This window comes from Streptomyces nymphaeiformis (assembly GCF_014203895.1).
GTDB lineage: Bacteria > Actinomycetota > Actinomycetes > Streptomycetales > Streptomycetaceae > Streptomyces > Streptomyces nymphaeiformis.
In genome coordinates this window covers 1,041,938-1,058,451 of the sequence record NZ_JACHJY010000001.1, presented here as the reverse complement: position 1 = coordinate 1,058,451, position 16,514 = coordinate 1,041,938, and the positions used below count along the sequence as shown (strand labels likewise).

General features: G+C 71.4%; 13 protein-coding genes. 6 read left to right on the top strand and 7 right to left on the bottom strand.

The annotated features are described in order from the left end of the window. Positions 1-48: 48 nt before the first annotated feature. From GGE06_RS04720 to GGE06_RS04705, 4 genes are read right to left on the bottom strand one after another with little or no spacing between them, the layout of a single operon-like run. The gene (locus GGE06_RS04720; RefSeq protein WP_116161497.1) at positions 49-687 is read right to left on the bottom strand and encodes a DUF2567 domain-containing protein; all 639 of its coding nucleotides are present in this window, start codon (positions 685-687) and stop codon (positions 49-51) included. Between the two features lie 34 nt (positions 688-721). Continuing rightward, positions 722-1,549, bottom strand: a complete 828-nt coding sequence (locus GGE06_RS04715; RefSeq protein ID WP_376773496.1) for an ABC transporter permease — start codon at positions 1,547-1,549, stop codon at positions 722-724. A 40-nt stretch (positions 1,550-1,589) separates the two neighbouring features. Then, positions 1,590-2,561 (bottom strand): ABC transporter ATP-binding protein, encoded by a 972-nt coding sequence (locus GGE06_RS04710; protein WP_181924894.1) that lies wholly within the window; start codon positions 2,559-2,561, stop codon positions 1,590-1,592. A gap of 20 nt (positions 2,562-2,581) precedes the next feature. Further along, positions 2,582-3,904 carry an NYN domain-containing protein gene (locus GGE06_RS04705; RefSeq protein ID WP_184930069.1) on the bottom strand — a complete coding sequence of 441 codons (1,323 nt, stop codon included), beginning with the start codon at positions 3,902-3,904 and terminating at the stop codon, positions 2,582-2,584. Positions 3,905-4,130: 226 nt separating this feature from the next. On the opposite strand from GGE06_RS04705, the gene GGE06_RS04700 reads away from it, so the two are divergent. After that, positions 4,131-4,304 (top strand): hypothetical protein, encoded by a 174-nt coding sequence (locus GGE06_RS04700; RefSeq protein ID WP_181924662.1) that lies wholly within the window; start codon positions 4,131-4,133, stop codon positions 4,302-4,304. Positions 4,305-4,373: 69 nt separating this feature from the next. Here the strand turns inward: GGE06_RS04700 and dnaE are convergent, their stop codons facing one another. Beyond that, on the bottom strand, positions 4,374-7,913 hold the full coding sequence (gene dnaE, locus GGE06_RS04695) for a DNA polymerase III subunit alpha (RefSeq protein ID WP_116161494.1): 3,540 nt from the start codon (positions 7,911-7,913) through the stop codon (positions 4,374-4,376). 157 nt (positions 7,914-8,070) lie between these two features. Here dnaE and GGE06_RS04690 point away from each other — a divergent pair, with 157 nt between their 5' ends. The 5 genes from GGE06_RS04690 (at position 8,071) to GGE06_RS04670 (ending at position 14,178) form a co-directional block, all read left to right on the top strand. Continuing rightward, on the top strand, positions 8,071-9,396 hold the full coding sequence (locus GGE06_RS04690; protein WP_116161493.1) for a DUF2252 domain-containing protein: 1,326 nt from the start codon (positions 8,071-8,073) through the stop codon (positions 9,394-9,396). A gap of 60 nt (positions 9,397-9,456) precedes the next feature. Continuing rightward, complete coding sequence (locus GGE06_RS04685) at positions 9,457-10,143, top strand: hypothetical protein (RefSeq protein WP_184930068.1); 687 nt, start codon at positions 9,457-9,459, stop codon at positions 10,141-10,143. Positions 10,144-10,195: 52 nt separating this feature from the next. Beyond that, positions 10,196-11,011, top strand: coding sequence for a DsbA family protein (locus GGE06_RS04680; RefSeq protein WP_184930067.1), 816 nt, complete (start codon positions 10,196-10,198; stop codon positions 11,009-11,011). 231 nt (positions 11,012-11,242) lie between these two features. After that, positions 11,243-12,892, top strand: a complete 1,650-nt coding sequence (locus tag GGE06_RS04675; RefSeq protein WP_184930066.1) for an alkaline phosphatase D family protein — start codon at positions 11,243-11,245, stop codon at positions 12,890-12,892. Positions 12,893-13,218: 326 nt separating this feature from the next. Then, the gene (locus GGE06_RS04670; protein WP_246532305.1) at positions 13,219-14,178 is read left to right on the top strand and encodes a zinc metalloprotease; all 960 of its coding nucleotides are present in this window, start codon (positions 13,219-13,221) and stop codon (positions 14,176-14,178) included. A 71-nt stretch (positions 14,179-14,249) separates the two neighbouring features. On the opposite strand, the gene GGE06_RS04665 is transcribed toward GGE06_RS04670, so the two are convergent. Both GGE06_RS04665 and GGE06_RS04660 read right to left on the bottom strand, forming a co-directional pair. Next, entirely contained in the window at positions 14,250-14,819 is a 570-nt protein-coding gene (locus GGE06_RS04665; RefSeq protein WP_116161489.1) for a dienelactone hydrolase family protein, read from the bottom strand. A 43-nt stretch (positions 14,820-14,862) separates the two neighbouring features. Further along, positions 14,863-16,449: a Na+/H+ antiporter gene (locus tag GGE06_RS04660; RefSeq protein WP_116161488.1), complete on the bottom strand. Its 1,587-nt coding sequence runs from the start codon at positions 16,447-16,449 to the stop codon at positions 14,863-14,865. Between the last annotated feature and the right edge of the window lie 65 nt (positions 16,450-16,514).

The window sequence follows — 16,514 nt, the reverse complement described above, 5'->3', positions numbered from 1 at the left end:
CCGCGAGGGCGGTCCGCACGGGCCGGGGCGCGCACGGAGGCCTCGCCGTCAGTGCGTGCCCGGCCCCTGCGTGTACGGCTTCGGCTGTCCCCAGGGCTCCGGTTCCGGGTCGCGGGGGCCGAAGACGGCCGTGAGGGCCAGGTGCACGATCATCGCGGCGAGCGGCCAGGCCAGCATCGCGGCGGCCGCGAAGTTGAGTTCGAGCGGAGCCTCGAAGGTGACGTTCGGGCCGACGGCCTTCGCGTGGGCGACGACGTCGGCGGTGGGTCCGAAGTGCGTCCCGATCCACCAGGCGATCAGCGAGCCCAGGCCGCCGCCGAGGGCCAGGCCGAGCACGAGCGGGACCCCGCCCTTGCGGCGCAGCAGGAAGACGACGAGCGCGGCGACCGCGCCGAAGGCCAGCGCGAGGAGCACGAACGTTCCGTCGGCGCCGATGGCCTGCTCCCCCTCCGAGTTCCGGAGGTAGACGCCCTTGCCGTCCGAGATGAGCAGGACGCGCGGGGCCAGGTTCAGCCACAGCACTCCGAGCAGGGCCCCCGCGACCGCGGAGGCGAGCGTCACCACCACGCCCTGCACGACCTCGGCCGCCGTGATCGGGTCGCCGGCCGGGCCGAGCGGCGGCGGGGGCTGCGGGGGCCAGTCGGGGTCGTTCGACGGCTGGTGAGGCGGAGTCAGAGGTGCGGTCACCCCGCCATCGTGCCAGGTGTCCCTGTGGCCCGCCTCAGCGGACGGCGGCCCGCCGGTAGGCCCAGGTGGCGACGGCGAGCGAGGCGATGCCGACCGCCCCGCACACGGCGAGGTCGACGGCGACGGCCGCCCAGTCGGGGTGCGGGCCGAAGGTGCGGGCGAGGGCCTCCACGCCGTACGTCGACGGCAGCAGGTCCCGCGCCCAGCCGATCGGCCCCGGCAGCCGCTCGGCGGGGAGGACCCCGAGGAGCAGGGCCGCCGACATGCCGAGCTGGCCGAGGAGGGTGGCCAGCTCCTGGCGGGGCGCGAGGAGCCCGAGGGCCGCGCCGAGCCCGGCGAGCGCCGCCCCGGCGAGCGGGACGACGGCGCCGAGGATCCACAGGTGGCCGAGGGGCAGCCCGAAGAGGACGGAGCCGGCGACGGCGGTGAAGGCGGTCCCGGGCACGGTGAAGGAGGCGTACGCCCCGGCGGCGCCGAGCACGACGGCGGCCGGCGGCACGGGCAGGGTGGCGTAGTGGTCGAGGCCGCCGCCGGCCCGCAGCTGCCCGAAGTACTGGGCGAGCAGGTTGAGCGCGACGAAGGCGACGACGAGGACGGTGGAGCCCGCCACGACGGCGCGCGCCTCGGAGCCGCCGTCGACGACCCCACGCATCAGGATCATGATCCCGATCGACTGGAAGGTGGCGACGAAGAGCAGCGGGATGCGGGCCACGCGGGCGCGGGAGAGCTGGGCGCGGTAGACGGCGGCCATGGCCGGAAGGAGACGGGCGCGCGGTGCGAGCGGCGCGGCGCCGTCGGCGGCGTCCCGGCTCGTGGCGGGGAGCGCGCCGGTCGGCAGGACCTCGGCGGGCACGGTGCTCACTGCGTACAGCTCCTGATGGTCACGGGCGGTTCGTGGCGGGTCACGCCTTCACCAGTCCCTCGGTCGCGCCGCCCAGCGAGAGGTACACGTCCTCCAGGCTGGGCGTGGCCAGGGTGAAGTCGTCGAGCGCGGCGAACGCGGCCCCGCCGGTGACGGTGGCGACGGCCGCGCGGGCGGCGTCGGGGGCGAGCCTGAGGTGCCAGCGGCGTCCGGTCTCCTGGGCGAGCGCGCGCAGGGCGGCGACCTCGGGCAGGTGGACCGGCGGGGCGTCGCGCCAGACCAGCTCGACGCGGACCTCTCCGGCGACCCGCTCCTTGAGTCCGGCGGGGGTGTCGCAGGCGATGACCCGGCCGCGGTCGATGACGGCGACCCGGTCGAGGACGGTCTCGGCCTCGATGACGTTGTGGGTGACGAGGAGCACGGTGGCGCCGTGCTCGGCGCGGCGCCGGTCGACGGCGGCCCAGACGGCGCGCCGGGCGACGGGGTCCATGCCGGTGGTGGGCTCGTCGAGGACGAGGACGGGCCGGCGGCCGACGAGCGCGGCGGCGAAGCAGGCGAGGCGCCGCTGTCCGCCGGAGAGCTTCTTGAGGGGGCGGCCGGCGATCTCGCCGAGGCCGAGCTCGTCCAGGACGGCGTCGCGCTCGGCGCGGGCGTCGTGGGCGGAGAGGCCGCGCAGGCGTCCGGTGGTCTCGGCGGCGAGGGAGACGGTCAGCTCGTCGAGGGCGGTGGACTCCTGGCCGAGGTAGGCGAGGAGCCGGGCCGCCCGCTCGGGGTGGCGCACGAGGTCGTGGCCGAGGAGTTCGACGGTGCCGGAGTCGGGGCGCATGAGCCCGGTGAGCTGGCGGACGAGGGTGGACTTGCCGGCGCCGTTGGGGCCGAGCAGCCCGAAGATCTCGCCGCCGCGCACGTCGAGGCTGATCCCGTCGGTGGCCCGCACCTCGGGGGTCGCGGGCGCGCCGCGCCTGCCGCGCGTGGCGGGGTACGTCTTGACCAGATCCCGCACCACGCACACCGTACTCACGGAGAAAGAGATTACGGGGTCGCCGGGCCCGCTCCGGGCGCGGGGGCGGGTTCGGCGGCGGCCCGGACGTCGATCTCGCGCCAGAATCCGGCCCGGATCGCGTACCGGTCGTGCTCGTCGATCTGGTCGTCCTTGTGGGCGAGAAGTCCGAAACGCGCGGCGTAGCGGAGGAGTTCGCCGTCGATGCGGTGCGGGATGCGCGGGTAGAGGGTGGAGAGTTTCTGGACGTGGCTCTGCTCGGGGAGCCGCTCCATCCAGCGGCGGGCGAACACCTGCCCGACCTCGAACGGGTCGCCGCCGACGGTGGTGATGTCCTCCTCGCGGTCCGCCCAGCGCTGCTCCGCGCTGGTGAGCGCGGCGAGGGTGGGCAGGGTGGCGGTCTCGGCCGGCTCGCCGAGGGAGGGGGCGGGGCGGTCGATCCAGCCCCGGTCGGAGGACCAGCGGAGCGCGCTCGCGCCCTGCGGGACCGGGGTGCCGACGGTGGCGGGTCCGCGCAGTCCGGCGAGGTCCTTGGGGGTGGGGACGCCCTTGCCGTTCGCCGGGGCGGGCACCCCGGGGCCGTGGACCTCCTGGTCCTCACGGACGTGGCCGTTGGCGTGGGCGTGCTCGTGGCCGCCGTCGCCGACCGGCTCCGCGGGGGCCGGTGCGCCGTTCCGGGCGGCCGCGGCGGCGGCCTCGGCGGCCCGTTCGGCGGAGGCGGCGAGGGCGGCCTCGGGCAGCGGCGCGGAGAGGATGGCGGCGATCTCCGGGCGCGGGGCGGGCGGCGGCGCGCAGATGCCGGTGAGGTCCTTGGCGCGGACGGCGCGGGTGATCCAGGCCCGGTCGAGGACCCGCCGCTCGTCGGCCTCGGCGACCAGGTCCTCGGACTGGTTGTAGTCGCCGTCGGCGGCCTGGACGGCCCACAGGTGGACGGCGACGCCGTGCTCCTTGGCCGACATGAGGCCGGGCAGCAGGTCGCCGTCGCCGGTGACGAGCACGATGTCGGAGCAGGCCCTGTTCCTGGCGAGCTCGGTCAGCTCGGTGTGCATGGCCGCGTCGACGCCCTTCTGCGCCCAGCGCCCGTCGCTCCTGGTCAGGGCGCCGAGCCGGACGGTGACCCGGGGCATCACGCGCAGTCTGCGGTGCTCGGGCTGGGGCACCCGGTCGGGCGCGCCGTCGAACCAGTAGATCCGCAGGAGCGGCAGGGCGGTCTCGGCCTCGGCGCGCTGCCGCAGCTGCTGGATCAGCCCGGCGTGGTCGACGGTGATCCGGGAGCGGGCCGGTTCCCCGGCGAGGAGGCTGGCGGCGGCGCCCAGCAGGTAGCCGGCGTCCACCAGGACGACGCAGCGGTCCACGTGTTCCACCCTCTTTCGGGAGCCTCGGGTTCGAAAGGGTGCTTCGGGTTCCTTCGAGTCTGCCCGACGGCCAGGTGCTTGACGTCCGGAACTGGATCATCGGCGTGGCGAGCATCACGCCGAGGCCGCCCTTACGCTCCGTAATGATCCAACATGCGGCGGTTCGTACCGTGTGTGAGTCTGACAGCGGCCCTGGCCCCTAGGTCCCTTTGAGGAGGCACACCCCATGGCCAAGAACCGCAACCAGAACCGCAGTCAGAAGCAGCAGTCGCCCGCCGAGCGCGGCACGCAGCAGGCCCAGCAGTCCTCGATGGAGTCGCAGGCCGAGCAGCGCGCGAGCCAGGTGACACCCGGTGACATGGCCCGCAAGGGCCGTCAGAAGCGCTTCGGCCACAACTGACGGCTTTCGCATACGGCAAAGGGGCGCGCCCGTGACGACGGGCGCGCCCCTTGCGCATGCGTACCGGGGTCAGCCGGCCAGGCAGGACGGGCCGAGCAGCACCTTCAGGTCGCCGAAGAGCGCCGGGTCGGGCTGGACCCGGTGCCGGTCGAGCCGGAGCACGGTGGTCTTCCGCGGGCCCTGGAGCTTGATCCGCACCTCGGTGTTGCCCTTGTGGTGCTTGAGGATCTCGCCGAGCCTGCTGACCATCGGCGGGGTCACCTTCACCGTCGGGATGGTGAGGACCACCGGCGCGTTGGTCCCGGCGTTCGACAGGTCGGGGACCATCAGCTCCATCGCGACCAGGCGGGGCACGTCCTCGCGCTTGTCGAGGCGGCCCTTCACGAAGACGACCGTGTCCTCGACCAGCTGGGTGGAGACCAGCTGGTAGGTGGCCGGGAAGAACATGCACTCGATGGAGCCGGCCAGGTCCTCGACGGTGGCGATCGCCCAGGCGTTGCCCTGCTTGGTCATCTTGCGCTGGAGGCCGGAGATGATGCCGCCGATGGTGACGACCGCACCGTCGGCGTGCTCGCCGCCGGTGAGCTGGGAGATCGCCGCGTCCGTCTTGTCGGACAGGACGTGCTCGATGCCGAAGAGCGGGTGGTCGGAGACGTACAGGCCGAGCATCTCGCGCTCCTGGGCGAGCAGGTAGGACTTCTCCCACTCGACGTCGGAGAACTCGACGTCCAGGCCGAAGCCGGGCTCGTCGCTCGCCTCGTCGCCCATCCCTCCGAAGAGGTCGAACTGTCCCTCGGCCTCCTTGCGCTTGACCGCCACCACGTTGTCGATCATGGGTTCGTGGTGGGCGACCAGGCCCTTGCGGGTGTGGCCCATCTCGTCGAAGGCGCCGGCCTTGATCAGCGACTCGACGGTCCGCTTGTTGCAGACGACGGCCTCGACCTTGTCGAGGAAGTCGGGGAAGGAGGAGTACTTCCCCTTGGCCTTGCGCGACTTGATGATCGACTCGACGACGTTGGAGCCGACGTTCCGGACGGCGGTGAGGCCGAAGAGGATCACGTCGTCGCCCTGGGCGGCGAAGTTCGACTCGGACTCGTTCACGTTCGGCGGGAGGACCTTGATGCCCATGCGGCGGCACTCGTTCAGGTAGACCGCGGACTTGTCCTTGTCGTCCTTGACCGAGGTGAGCAGTCCCGCCATGTACTCGGCGGGGTGGTTCGCCTTGAGGTAGGCGGTCCAGTAGGAGACCAGGCCGTACGCGGCGGAGTGCGCCTTGTTGAAGGCGTAGCCGGCGAAGGGGACCAGGACGTCCCAGAGGGCCTGGATGGCCTCGTCGCTGTAGCCGTTCTTCTTGGCTCCGGCCTGGAAGATGGTGAAGTTCTTCGCCAGCTCCTCGGGCTTCTTCTTGCCCATGACGCGGCGGAGGATGTCGGCCTCGCCGAGCGAGTAGCCGGCGATGATCTGCGCGGCCTTCTGCACCTGCTCCTGGTACACGATGAGGCCGTAGGTGACCGCGAGCACCTCTTCGAGCGGCTTCTCCAGCTCGGGGTGGATCGGGGTGATCTCCTGCTGGCCGTTCTTGCGCAGGGCGTAGTTCGTGTGCGAGTTCATGCCCATCGGGCCCGGCCGGTACAGGGCGGACACGGCGGAGATGTCTTCGAAGTTGTCGGGCTTCATCAGCCGCAGCAGCGAGCGCATGGGCCCGCCGTCGAACTGGAAGACGCCGAGGGTGTCACCGCGCTGGAGCAGTTCGAAGGTCTTCTGGTCGTCGAGCGGCAGCGCCAGGAGATCGATGTCGATCCCCTTGTTGGACTTCACCATCTTGACGGCGTCGTCCATGATCGTGAGGTTGCGCAGGCCGAGGAAGTCCATCTTCAGCAGGCCGAGCGACTCGCACTGCGGGTAGTCCCACTGCGTGATGGTGACGCCGTCGGTGTGCCGCACCCAGATCGGGGCGTGGTCGACGATCGGCTCGCTGGACATGATGACGCCGGCGGCGTGCACGCCCATCTGGCGGACCAGGCCCTCGACGCCGCGGGCGGTGTCGATGACCTTCTTGACGTCCGGCTCGTTCTCGTACATCGCGCGGATCTCGCCGGCCTCGCTGTAGCGCGGGTGCGAGGGGTCGGTGATGCCGCTGAGGTCGATGCCCTTGCCGAGGACGTCGGCGGGCATGGCCTTGGTGAGGCGGTCGCCCATGGCGTACGGGTAGCCCAGGACGCGCGCGGAGTCCTTGATGGCGTTCTTCGCCTTGATCTTTCCGTACGTGCCGATCATGGCGACCTTGTCGGAGCCGTACTTCTCGGTCACGTACCGGATCACCTCGACGCGCCGACGCTCGTCGAAGTCGATGTCGACGTCGGGCATCGAGATGCGCTCGGGGTTGAGGAAGCGCTCGAAGATCAGACCGTGCGGGATCGGGTCGAGGTCGGTGATGCCCATGGCGTACGCGACGATCGAGCCGGCCGCGGAGCCTCGGCCGGGGCCGACGGCGATGCCCTGGCTCTTCGCCCACATGATGAAGTCGGCGACCACGAGGAAGTAGCCCGGGAAGCCCATCGAGATGATGGTGTCCATCTCGTACTCGACCTGCTTCATGCGGTCCTCGGGGATGCCGCCGGGGAAGCGGCGGTGCATGCCCTTCATGGTCTCCGCGCGGAACCAGGTGACCTCGGTGTAGCCCTCGGGGATGTCGAACTTCGGCATGAGGTTCTTGGCCTCGAACATGCCGGAGGTGTCGATCTGCTCCGCGACGAGGAGCGTGTTGCGGCAGCCCTCCTGCCAGGCGTCCGAGGAGTCGACGGCATACATCTCGTCCGTCGACTTCAGGTAGTAGCCGGTGCCGTCGAACTTGAAGCGGTCCGGGTCCGAGAGGTTCTTGCCGGTCTGGATGCACAGCAGGGCGTCGTGCGCGCCGGCCTCGTGCGCGTACGTGTAGTGCGAGTCGTTCGTCACCAGCGGCGGGATGCCGAGCTTCTTGCCGATCTCCAGGAGCCCGTCGCGGACCCGGTGCTCGATCTCGATGCCGTGGTCCATCAGCTCCAGGAAGTACCGGTCCTTGCCGAAGATGTCCTGGTACTCGGAGGCGGACTTCAGGGCCTCGTCGAACTGGCCGAGGCGGAGGCGGGTCTGCAGCTCGCCGGAGGGGCAGCCGGTGGAGGCGATCAGGCCCTCGGACCACTGGGAGATGGTCTCCTTGTCCATCCGGGGCCACTTCTGCAGCCAGCCCTCGGCGTACGCGTCGGAGGAGAGCTTGAAGAGGTTGTGGAGTCCGGTGGAGTTCGCCGCCCAGATCGTCTTGTGGGTGTAACCGCCGGAACCGGAGACGTCGTCCCGCTTCTGGTGCGGCTGGCCCCACTGGATCTTCCGCTTGTTGCGCCGGGACTCGGGCGCCACGTACGCCTCGATGCCGATGATCGGCGTCACACCGGCCTTCTTCGCGGTGTGGAAGAAGTCGTACGCCCCGTGCAGGTTGCCGTGGTCGGACATGGCGATGTGGGTCATGCCCATCTCGTTGCACGCGTTGAACATGTCCTTCAGCCGCGCGGCACCGTCCAGCAGCGAGTACTGGGTGTGGACGTGGAGGTGCGTGAAGGGCGGCTTGGTCACGGGGGAGGCCTCCGGCTGAATTTCTGGGGGGACAGCGTCGAAGTCTACGTCGCCCGACTGACAACGACCGGGCACTCCGGAGTACCGTCGCGCGTTGGGAGACCGGGAACACCTGTCCCATTTGTCATGATCAGTATCGCACCAGGAGGCACCCTCGATGTCGGTCCCGCAGCCCACCGCGACAGAGCGCGGTGAGCACATCCTCGCCGTCTTCGACACCGCCTTCGGCGAGCTCCTCGCCGCCGACCCCGCGGCCTTCCGCGTCAAGTTCCGGAAGATGGCCGGATCCGCCTTCGCGTTCTACCGGGGCACGGCCTGCCTGTTCTACTCGGACCTGGAGCGCGAGGCCCACGGTGGCCCCTACCTGGACGAGCGGACCGGCCGGGTCTGGATCCACGGCGACCTCCACGCCGAGAACTTCGGCACCTACATGGACGCCAACGGGCGCCTCGTCTTCAACGTCAACGACTTCGACGAGGCCTACGTCGGCCCCTTCACCTGGGACCTCAAGCGGCTGTCCGCCTCCCTCGCGCTGATCGGCTACGCGAAGGCGCTCAGCGACGAGCAGATCACCGAGCTCGTCCGGATCTACGCGGGCGCGTACCGGGAGCGGATCCACGCCCTCGCGACCGGCGCCAAGGGCGACGAGGTCCCCGCCTTCACCCTGGAGACCGCCGAGGGGGCGCTGCTCGGCGCCCTGCGCGAGGCCCGGGCCCTGACCCGCTTCGGGCTGCTCGACTCGATGACCGAGATCCGCGACTTCGAGCGGCGCTTCGCGGCGGGCGGCGGCTCGATCGAGCTGGACGCGGCCACCCGGTACAAGGTCCTCGCGGCCTTCGACGGCTACCTGGAGACCCTGCCCGAGTCCTCCCTCGCCCGCCCCGACTCGTACCGCGTGAAGGACGTCGTCGGGCGGCGCGGGATCGGCATCGGCTCGGCCGGCCTCCCCTCGTACAACATCCTCCTGGAGGGCAACAGCGACGCCCTCGAGAACGACGTCGTGATCTACATGAAGCAGGCGCAGACCCCGGCGGTCTCGCGGCACGTCACGGACGCGGCGGTACGGGCGTACTTCCGGCACGAGGGCCACCGCACCGTGATCTCGCAGCGGGCGCTCCAGGCGCACGCCGACCCGTGGCTCGGCTGGACGGAGCTGGACGGGGCCGGACAGCTCGTCGCCGAGGTGTCGCCGTACGCGGTGGACCTGGACTGGTCGGACATCGACGACCCGCAGGAGATCGCGGCCACCGTCGCCGACCTGGGCCGGGCGACCGCCACGATGCACGCGGCGGCGGACGACTCCAGCGGGCACTCCCTGGTGCCGTTCTCGACGGAGCGGGCCATCGACGCGGCGATCGCGGCCGACGAGGAGGGCTTCGCGCAGCTCCTGGTCGACTTCGCGCACACGTACGGGGCGCGGGCGCGGGCGGACCACCAGATCTTCGTGGACCTCTTCCGCAACGGCCGGATCCCGGGGCTGTAGGAAAACGCACAGCTTGTCCTTAGGGACCCCTTACGGGCCGGCATGGGACACTCCACCACGATGGACATGGCAGGGACGCAGCTGAGGGCGCTGCGGGCGGCGTTCTTCACGGCACTGGTCGTGACGCTGTCCGTGGCGTCCCACGTGCTGCTCTCCGGCGTGCCGCTGCCGCTCGGGACGGTCGTCCCCGTCGCGGTCGCCGTCTTCGCCGTGGCGTACGCGCTGGCCGGCCGCGAGCGCGGCCTCGGCCCGATCGCCGGGCTCCTCGTCCCGCTGGAGCTGGCCGCCGACACCCTCTTCACCAGCGGTCAGGCGGTCTGTTACGGCCCCGCCGGCGGGCCGGTCGCCGGCTCGCTGCGCTCGTTGGGCGTGGAGGGGTTCTGCGGCGGCGCCGTGGGCGCGCCACTGCCCGGCGTGACGGCCCCGGAGAGCGGGGGCGCGGCCGCCCTGCTCTCCTCCCCCGACCCCGCGCTGCCCTGGCTGCTGCTCCTGGCCCATGTGGGCGTGGGGCTGTCGGCTGCGTGCTGGCTGCGCGGCGGCGAGCGGGCGCTCGCCCGGCTGCTGCGCGCGGTGGAGGCCTTCGCGTTCCGGCCGCTGCTCCTGGTGGCGGCCTTCTTCCGGGCCGCGGGTCCGGCGCCGCTGCGGGCCGGCCGGCCCGCAGCGCGGCCCCGGTCCTCCCGGGCCCGGCTTCTCGTGCACTCCGTCGGGCGGCGGGGGCCGCCGCGTCCGGTGCTCGCTCTCGTCTGAGCGGGCCCGCGCGTCCCCCTGCCTTTCCCCACCTTTCACGGAGATCAGCATCATGAGTGCACGCAACAGCCACGCCAACAAGGCCGCCGCCCGCGAGCGACTGCGCGAGGAGCGCGAGCGCCAGGCGAAGAAGGACCGGGCGCGCCGACAGGTGATCGTCGGCGTCTCGGCCGTGGCCGTCCTGGCCGCCGCCGGCGGCATCGGCTTCGCGATCGTCCAGTCGAACAAGCCCTCCCACTGGGAGTCGGTGGCCGACGCGAAGTCCGTGACGGCCCCGAAGAACACCACGGGCACGGACGGCACGACCGTCGTCATCGGCAAGGACTCGGCGAAGAAGACCCTGGAGCTGTACGAGGACTCGCGCTGCCCGGTCTGCGCGACCTTCGAGCAGAGCGTGGGCTCCACGGTCGAGAAGGACGTCGAGGCCGGCAAGTACAAGATCCGGTACGTCGGTGCCACCTTCATCGACAACGGCATCCCGGGCGAGGGCTCGAAGAACGCGCTCTCGGCGCTCGGCGCCGCGCTGAACGTCAGCCCCGAGGCCTTCCTGAAGTACAAGTCCGCCCTGTACTCCACGAAGTTCCACCCGGAGGAGAAGGACGACAAGTTCGCCAAGGACTCCTACCTCCTGGAGGTGGCGGACTCGGTCCCGGCCCTCAAGGGCAACGCCGAGTTCAAGAAGAACGTCGAGGACGGCACGTTCGACGCGTGGGCGATGAAGATGTCGAAGGCCTTCGACGCCAGCGGGGTGCAGGGCACCCCGACGCTGAAGATGAACGGCAAGCCGGTCACGGTCCAGGGCACGACCAACCCGCCGATGACGGTGGCCGAGTTCGACACGGCGATCGACGCGGCCCTCAAGGCCTGACGCCCCACAGCACCGCCCTGGCCCCGGACCCTCGGTCCGGGGCCGAGGCATTGCGGGGCCGAGGCATTGCGTGCCGAGGCATTGCGTGCCAAAGCGTTACGGGGCCGGGGCATGACGGGGCGTCGGCTCTACGGGGTCGAGGCATGCCCCGGGCATACGTCGGGCGACGAGTCGGCGAACTTCTGTCGTGGGGCTGCCCTTGAGGCGTACTCGTCAGTAATCTGACTGCCCGTGACCAGTCGTTTCATATCCCCTGCCCCCACCCGTCGCACGGTCGTCAAGGCCGCCGCCGCCACCGCCGTCGTCGCGCCCGCCCTCCTGGGCGCGGCCGCCCCGGCGCTCGCGGACACCGGGGCACCCGCCTTCCTCCACGGCGTCGCCTCCGGCGACCCGCTGCCCGACGGCGTCCTGCTCTGGACGCGCGTCACCCCCACCCCCGAGGCCGTGCCCGGATCCGGCCTCGGCCCCGACGTCCAGGTCGGCTGGGAGCTCGCCGAGGACCGCGGCTTCACCCGGGTCGTCGCCTCCGGCACCACCACGGCGAGCGCCGCCTCCGACCACACGGTGAAGGCCGACGTCCGGGGCCTGCGCCCGGCCACCGCCTACTGGTTCCGCTTCACCGCCGGCTCCGTGGTCTCCCCCGCCGCCCGCACCCGCACCGCGCCGGCCGCCGACTCCGCCGCGCCCGGTGTCCGCTTCGGCGTGGTCTCCTGCGCGAACTGGGAGGCCGGCCACTTCTCCGCGTACCGCCATCTCGCGGCCCGCGCCGACCTGGACGCGGTCCTCCACCTCGGCGACTACATCTACGAGTACGCCACCGGCGCCTACCCCGAGGCGAAGTACGTCGTCCGGCAGCACGAGCCGCGCCACGAGATCCTGTCGCTGGCCGACTACCGCACCCGGCACGGCAAGTACAAGACGGACCCCGACCTCCAGGCGATGCACGCGGCGCACCCGATCGTCGCCATCTGGGACGACCACGAGTTCGCCAACGACGCCTGGTCGGGCGGCGCCGAGAACCACACCCCCGGCACCGAGGGCGACTGGGCGGCCCGGGTGGCCGCGGCGAAGCAGGCGTACTTCGAGTGGATGCCGGTCCGCACCTCCACGGAGGGCACGGTCTTCCGGCGGCTGCGCTTCGGCAAGCTGGCCGATCTGCACCTGCTCGACCTGCGGTCGTTCCGGTCCGCGCAGGCGAAGACGGGCAGCGGCACGGTCGACGACCCGGAGCGGAGCATCACCGGCCGCGCGCAGCTGGACTGGCTGAAGGCCGGTCTCGCCGGTTCGGACGCGACCTGGCAGCTGGTCGGCACCTCGGTGATGATCTCGCCGGTCGCCTTCGGCTCGCTTCCGGCCTACCTCCTGGAGCCGCTCGCCGGGCTGCTCGGCCTGCCGAAGGAGGGGCTCGCGGTCAACGTCGACCAGTGGGACGGCTACACCGACGACCGCAGGGAGCTGCTTGCGCACCTGACCGAGCGAGCGATCCGGAACACGGTCTTCCTGACCGGCGACATCCACATGGCCTGGGCCAACGACGTGCCGGTGAAGGCCGCGACGTATCCGCTCTCGGCCTCGGCGGCGACCGAGTTCGTGGTCACCTCGGTGACCTCGGACAACCTGGACGACCTGCTGCACGTGGCCCCGGGCACGCTGTCGGTGGTGGCCGCGGGCGCCGTGAAGGCCGCCAACCGCCATGTGAAGTGGGTGGACATGGACCATCACGGGTACGGCGTCCTCGACGTGACCGCCGCGCGCTCGCAGATGGACTACTACACGGTCTCCGACAAGACGGACCCGGCCGCGACGACGTCCTGGGCGCGCTCGTACCGGACGCTGAGCGGAACGCAGCGTGTCGAGCGGGTGTACCAGCCGGTGCTGTAACCGCCCACTCGACGGCGATTTTCAGCCATGATCTCTCTTGTTAACGGGAGATCACATCGCTACGGCGGGTGGTGGGTTCCGGAGATCGAATCCGGACACACCACCCGCCTCCGTCACGTCCTTCGTTACGTCCGCATCTCAAACCCTGGAAGCGGCGCAAGTTTTTCTTCCCGATGACCCGAATTGCCCCATGAATGATTGGGCCTGATCAATGCTCAACGATCTCTGACATGGACGCGTAATCTCCCCGGCGTGGCGAGGAAGTTCCTCCCACCACCCCCCGCGAGGAGTCACCCGTGCGCGCTCTTGTCCGCATATCGCCGCGTATGTCACGCCGTATGCTCGGCACCGCCGTGATGGCCGGAACCCTGGCCATGGCCCCGCTGTCCGCCCCGGCGGCCACCCCGTCGACCGCCACGCTGGCCTCGGCCGAGAAGTGCGCGGACGGCGCCACCGCCCTGTCCGGCGCCCGCAAGGCCAAGGGTGACGCCACCAAGGCCGAGCCCAACGACATCACCGCCGCCCAGGCCAAGGCCATGGACGACGACCTGAAGAAGAAGGTCGCCGCCGCCCGGAACTCCAGCCGTGCCGGTGCCACCTCCCTCGCCGCCGGCGCCACCATCCCCGTCTACTTCCACGTGATCCACAGCGGCACGGCGGGCAACCTCAGCTCCCAGGCCATCAGCAACCAGATGGCCGTCCTCAACGCCGCCTACTCCGGCCAGGGCACCGGCAACGTGGACTCGGGCTTCCAGTTCTCGCTGGCCGGCACCGACTACACGGACAACGCCACCTGGTACAACGTGTCGTCCGGCTCGCAGGCCGAGAAGGACATGAAGACCACCCTGCGCAAGGGCGGCGCCAACGCGCTGAACATCTACACCGCCAACCTCGGGGGCGGCCTGCTCGGCTGGGCGACCTTCCCGTCCTCGTACAACAGCAGCCCGAACATGGACGGCGTCGTCATCCTCGACGCCTCGCTCCCGGGCGGCTCCGCGGCCAACTACAACGAGGGCGACACCGCCACCCACGAGGTCGGCCACTGGATGGGCCTCTACCACACCTTCCAGGGCGGCTGTAACGGCAACGGCGACTACGTCAGCGACACCCCGGCCGAGAAGAGCGCGGCCTACCAGTGCCCGACCGGCCGTGACTCCTGCACCTCGAAGCCCGGTGTGGACCCGATCCACAACTTCATGGACTACACGTACGACCCCTGCATGTACCAGTTCACCGCCGGCCAGGTGGCCCGCATGAACGACTCCTGGGTCGCGTACCGCGCCTGACGGACCGTCCGCGAGAAAGGTGTGGCCCCCGGGGGAAGCTCCCCGGGGGCCACACCCCTTTCCATACCGGCTTACAGGCTGTCGAGGAACGACAGCGCCACCGACCAGGTCCGCTCCGCCGCCTCCTCGTCCCAGTCGGGCAGCTCCGGGTCCGTGTAGATGTGGCCCGCGCCCCGGTAGCGGTAGACCTCCACGTCCGCCCCGGCCCTGCGCATCTGGAGGTACCAGGAGGACAGCCAGTCGTCCGTCTCGAAGGGGTCGGGTTCGGCCACGTGCAGCTGGACCGGCAGCTCGTCCACCGAGGCGGACTCCGCGATGTCCGAGGTGCCGTGGAGCAGCAGCAGCCCGCGCGCCTTCTCGTCGCCGAGCGCCAGCGTCTGCGCGATCGAGGCGCCGAGGGAGAGGCCCATGTAGACCAGGCCCCGCTCGGAGTAGGGGGCGGCGGCCAGGACCGCGCGCTTCAGCAGCTCGTCCTTGCCGATCTCGTCCCGGAGCACCACGCCCTCCTCGACGGTCCCGACCGTCCGGCCGTCGTAGAGGTCCGGCGTCCAGACCTGGTGCCCGGCGGCCCGGAGCCGCTCGGCGGCCGCCTCGACGGAAGGGGTCAGCCCGTAGGCCGAGTGGAAGAGCATGATGTCCATGCGCCCCATCCTGCCACCCGCCGCGGACCGGCAGGCTCAGGCGTCAGCGCATGCTGCGCACGTCCAGGTGGCGCAGCACCCGGTCCACCACCTCGGGGTCGGCGCCCGGTTCGCTGCGGGCCGAGAGGACCTCGTGCCGGGCGGCCGACATCAGCTCCCGCTGGATCCGCTGCACCGCCTTGAAGCGCTTCGTCCGCTCCACGTAGGCGGCCCGCCGCTCGTCGTCCACCATGTCGGGGCTGATCCGCGCCCCGATGTCGTACGCCCCGCGCAGCAGCCGCTCCTGGACCTCCTCGGGCAGCTCCTCGACCTCCTCGATCTCCTTCAGCCTGCGCTTGGCGGCCTTCGCGGCCCGGATCGCGAGGTCCCGCTCCAGGGCGCGCTCGGCGTCCGTGTCGGCCCGCACCCCGAGCCGCCTGACCAGCCAGGGCAGGGTGAGGCCCTGGACGACGAGGGTGGCGATGATCACGCAGAAGGCGATGAAGACGATCTCGTCACGGCCGGGGAAGGGCGAGCCGTCGTCGGTGCGGAGCGGGATGGCGAGCGCGAGGGCGACCGAGGCCACGCCGCGCATCCCCGCCCACCACATGACGACGGTCTCCCGCCAGCTCATCGGGATCTCCTCGTCGACGTCCCGGAGCGTGTGCAGCCGCTTCGCCAGCCAGGTGGCGGGGAGCAGCCAGAGGAGCCGGACGCCGACGACCACGCCGACGACGGCGGCGCCCCAGCCGAGCATCTCCGCGCCGTGCCCCTTCGCCACCCCGAAGACGTGGATGAGCTCCAGGCCGATGAGGCCGAAGGCGATGCCGGTGACGAGGGTGTCGACGACCTGCCAGAAGGTCTGTCCGGCGAGCCGGCCCATGACGTCGTCGGCGTCGGCCGCGTGCTCGGCCAGGAAGAGCGCGGTGAGCAGGACGGCGAGGACGCCGGAGCCGTGCAGCTCCTCGGCGAGGACGTAGCTCACGAAGGGGACGAGGAGGGTGAGGCCGGTCTGGAGGGTGACGTCGCCGAGCAGTCCGATGAGCTTGTTCGCGAGCCAGCCCAGCACCAGACCGACGACGACGGCGACCACGGCGGACAGCACGAACTGGCCGAGCGCCTCGGGCCAGGAGAAGTGGCCGCTGACGACGGCGGAGATCGCCACGTGGTAGAGCACGATCGCGGTGACGTCGTTGAAGAGCCCCTCGCCCTCCAGGATCGACACGAGCCGGCGGGGCAGCCCGAGGGAGCCGGCCACGGCGGTGGCGGCGACCGGGTCGGGCGGCGCGACGAGGGCGCCGAGCGCGAGGGCGGCGGCCAGCGGAAGGCCGGGCACGAGCGAGTGCGCGACCGCGCCGACGGCGGCCGTGGTCACGAAGACCAGGGCGACCGCGAGCAGGAAGATGGGCCGTCTGTTGGCCGCGAACTGCCGCCAGGAGGTCCGCTGCACGGAGGCGTACAGCAGGGGCGGCAGCACCAGCGGGAGGATGAACTCCGGCGGGACCTCGACGTTCGGCACGAAGGGCAGGAGGGCCAGCACGATCCCGACGAGGGTCATCAGGACGGGCGCGGGCAGCCCGAGCCGGTCGCCGAGGGGCACGGTGACCAGGGCGCCGAGGAGCAGCAGGAAGAGCAGGGCCAATTGATCCACGGCCCCACCCTGTCACGTACGCCCGTTTTGGAGGCGATTGCCCCCCGTATGTGCCGGGAGGCGGC

Coding starts and splice junctions, on each gene's coding strand:
- GGE06_RS04685 (WP_184930068.1), top strand. CDS start 9,457: ATGGACATGGCAGGGACGCAGCTGAGGGCGCTGCGGGCGGCGTTCTTC.
- GGE06_RS04690 (WP_116161493.1), top strand. CDS start 8,071: ATGTCGGTCCCGCAGCCCACCGCGACAGAGCGCGGTGAGCACATCCTC.
- GGE06_RS04665 (WP_116161489.1), bottom strand. CDS start 14,819: ATGGACATCATGCTCTTCCACTCGGCCTACGGGCTGACCCCTTCCGTC.
- GGE06_RS04670 (WP_246532305.1), top strand. CDS start 13,219: ATGTCACGCCGTATGCTCGGCACCGCCGTGATGGCCGGAACCCTGGCC.
- GGE06_RS04700 (WP_181924662.1), top strand. CDS start 4,131: ATGGCCAAGAACCGCAACCAGAACCGCAGTCAGAAGCAGCAGTCGCCC.
- GGE06_RS04680 (WP_184930067.1), top strand. CDS start 10,196: ATGAGTGCACGCAACAGCCACGCCAACAAGGCCGCCGCCCGCGAGCGA.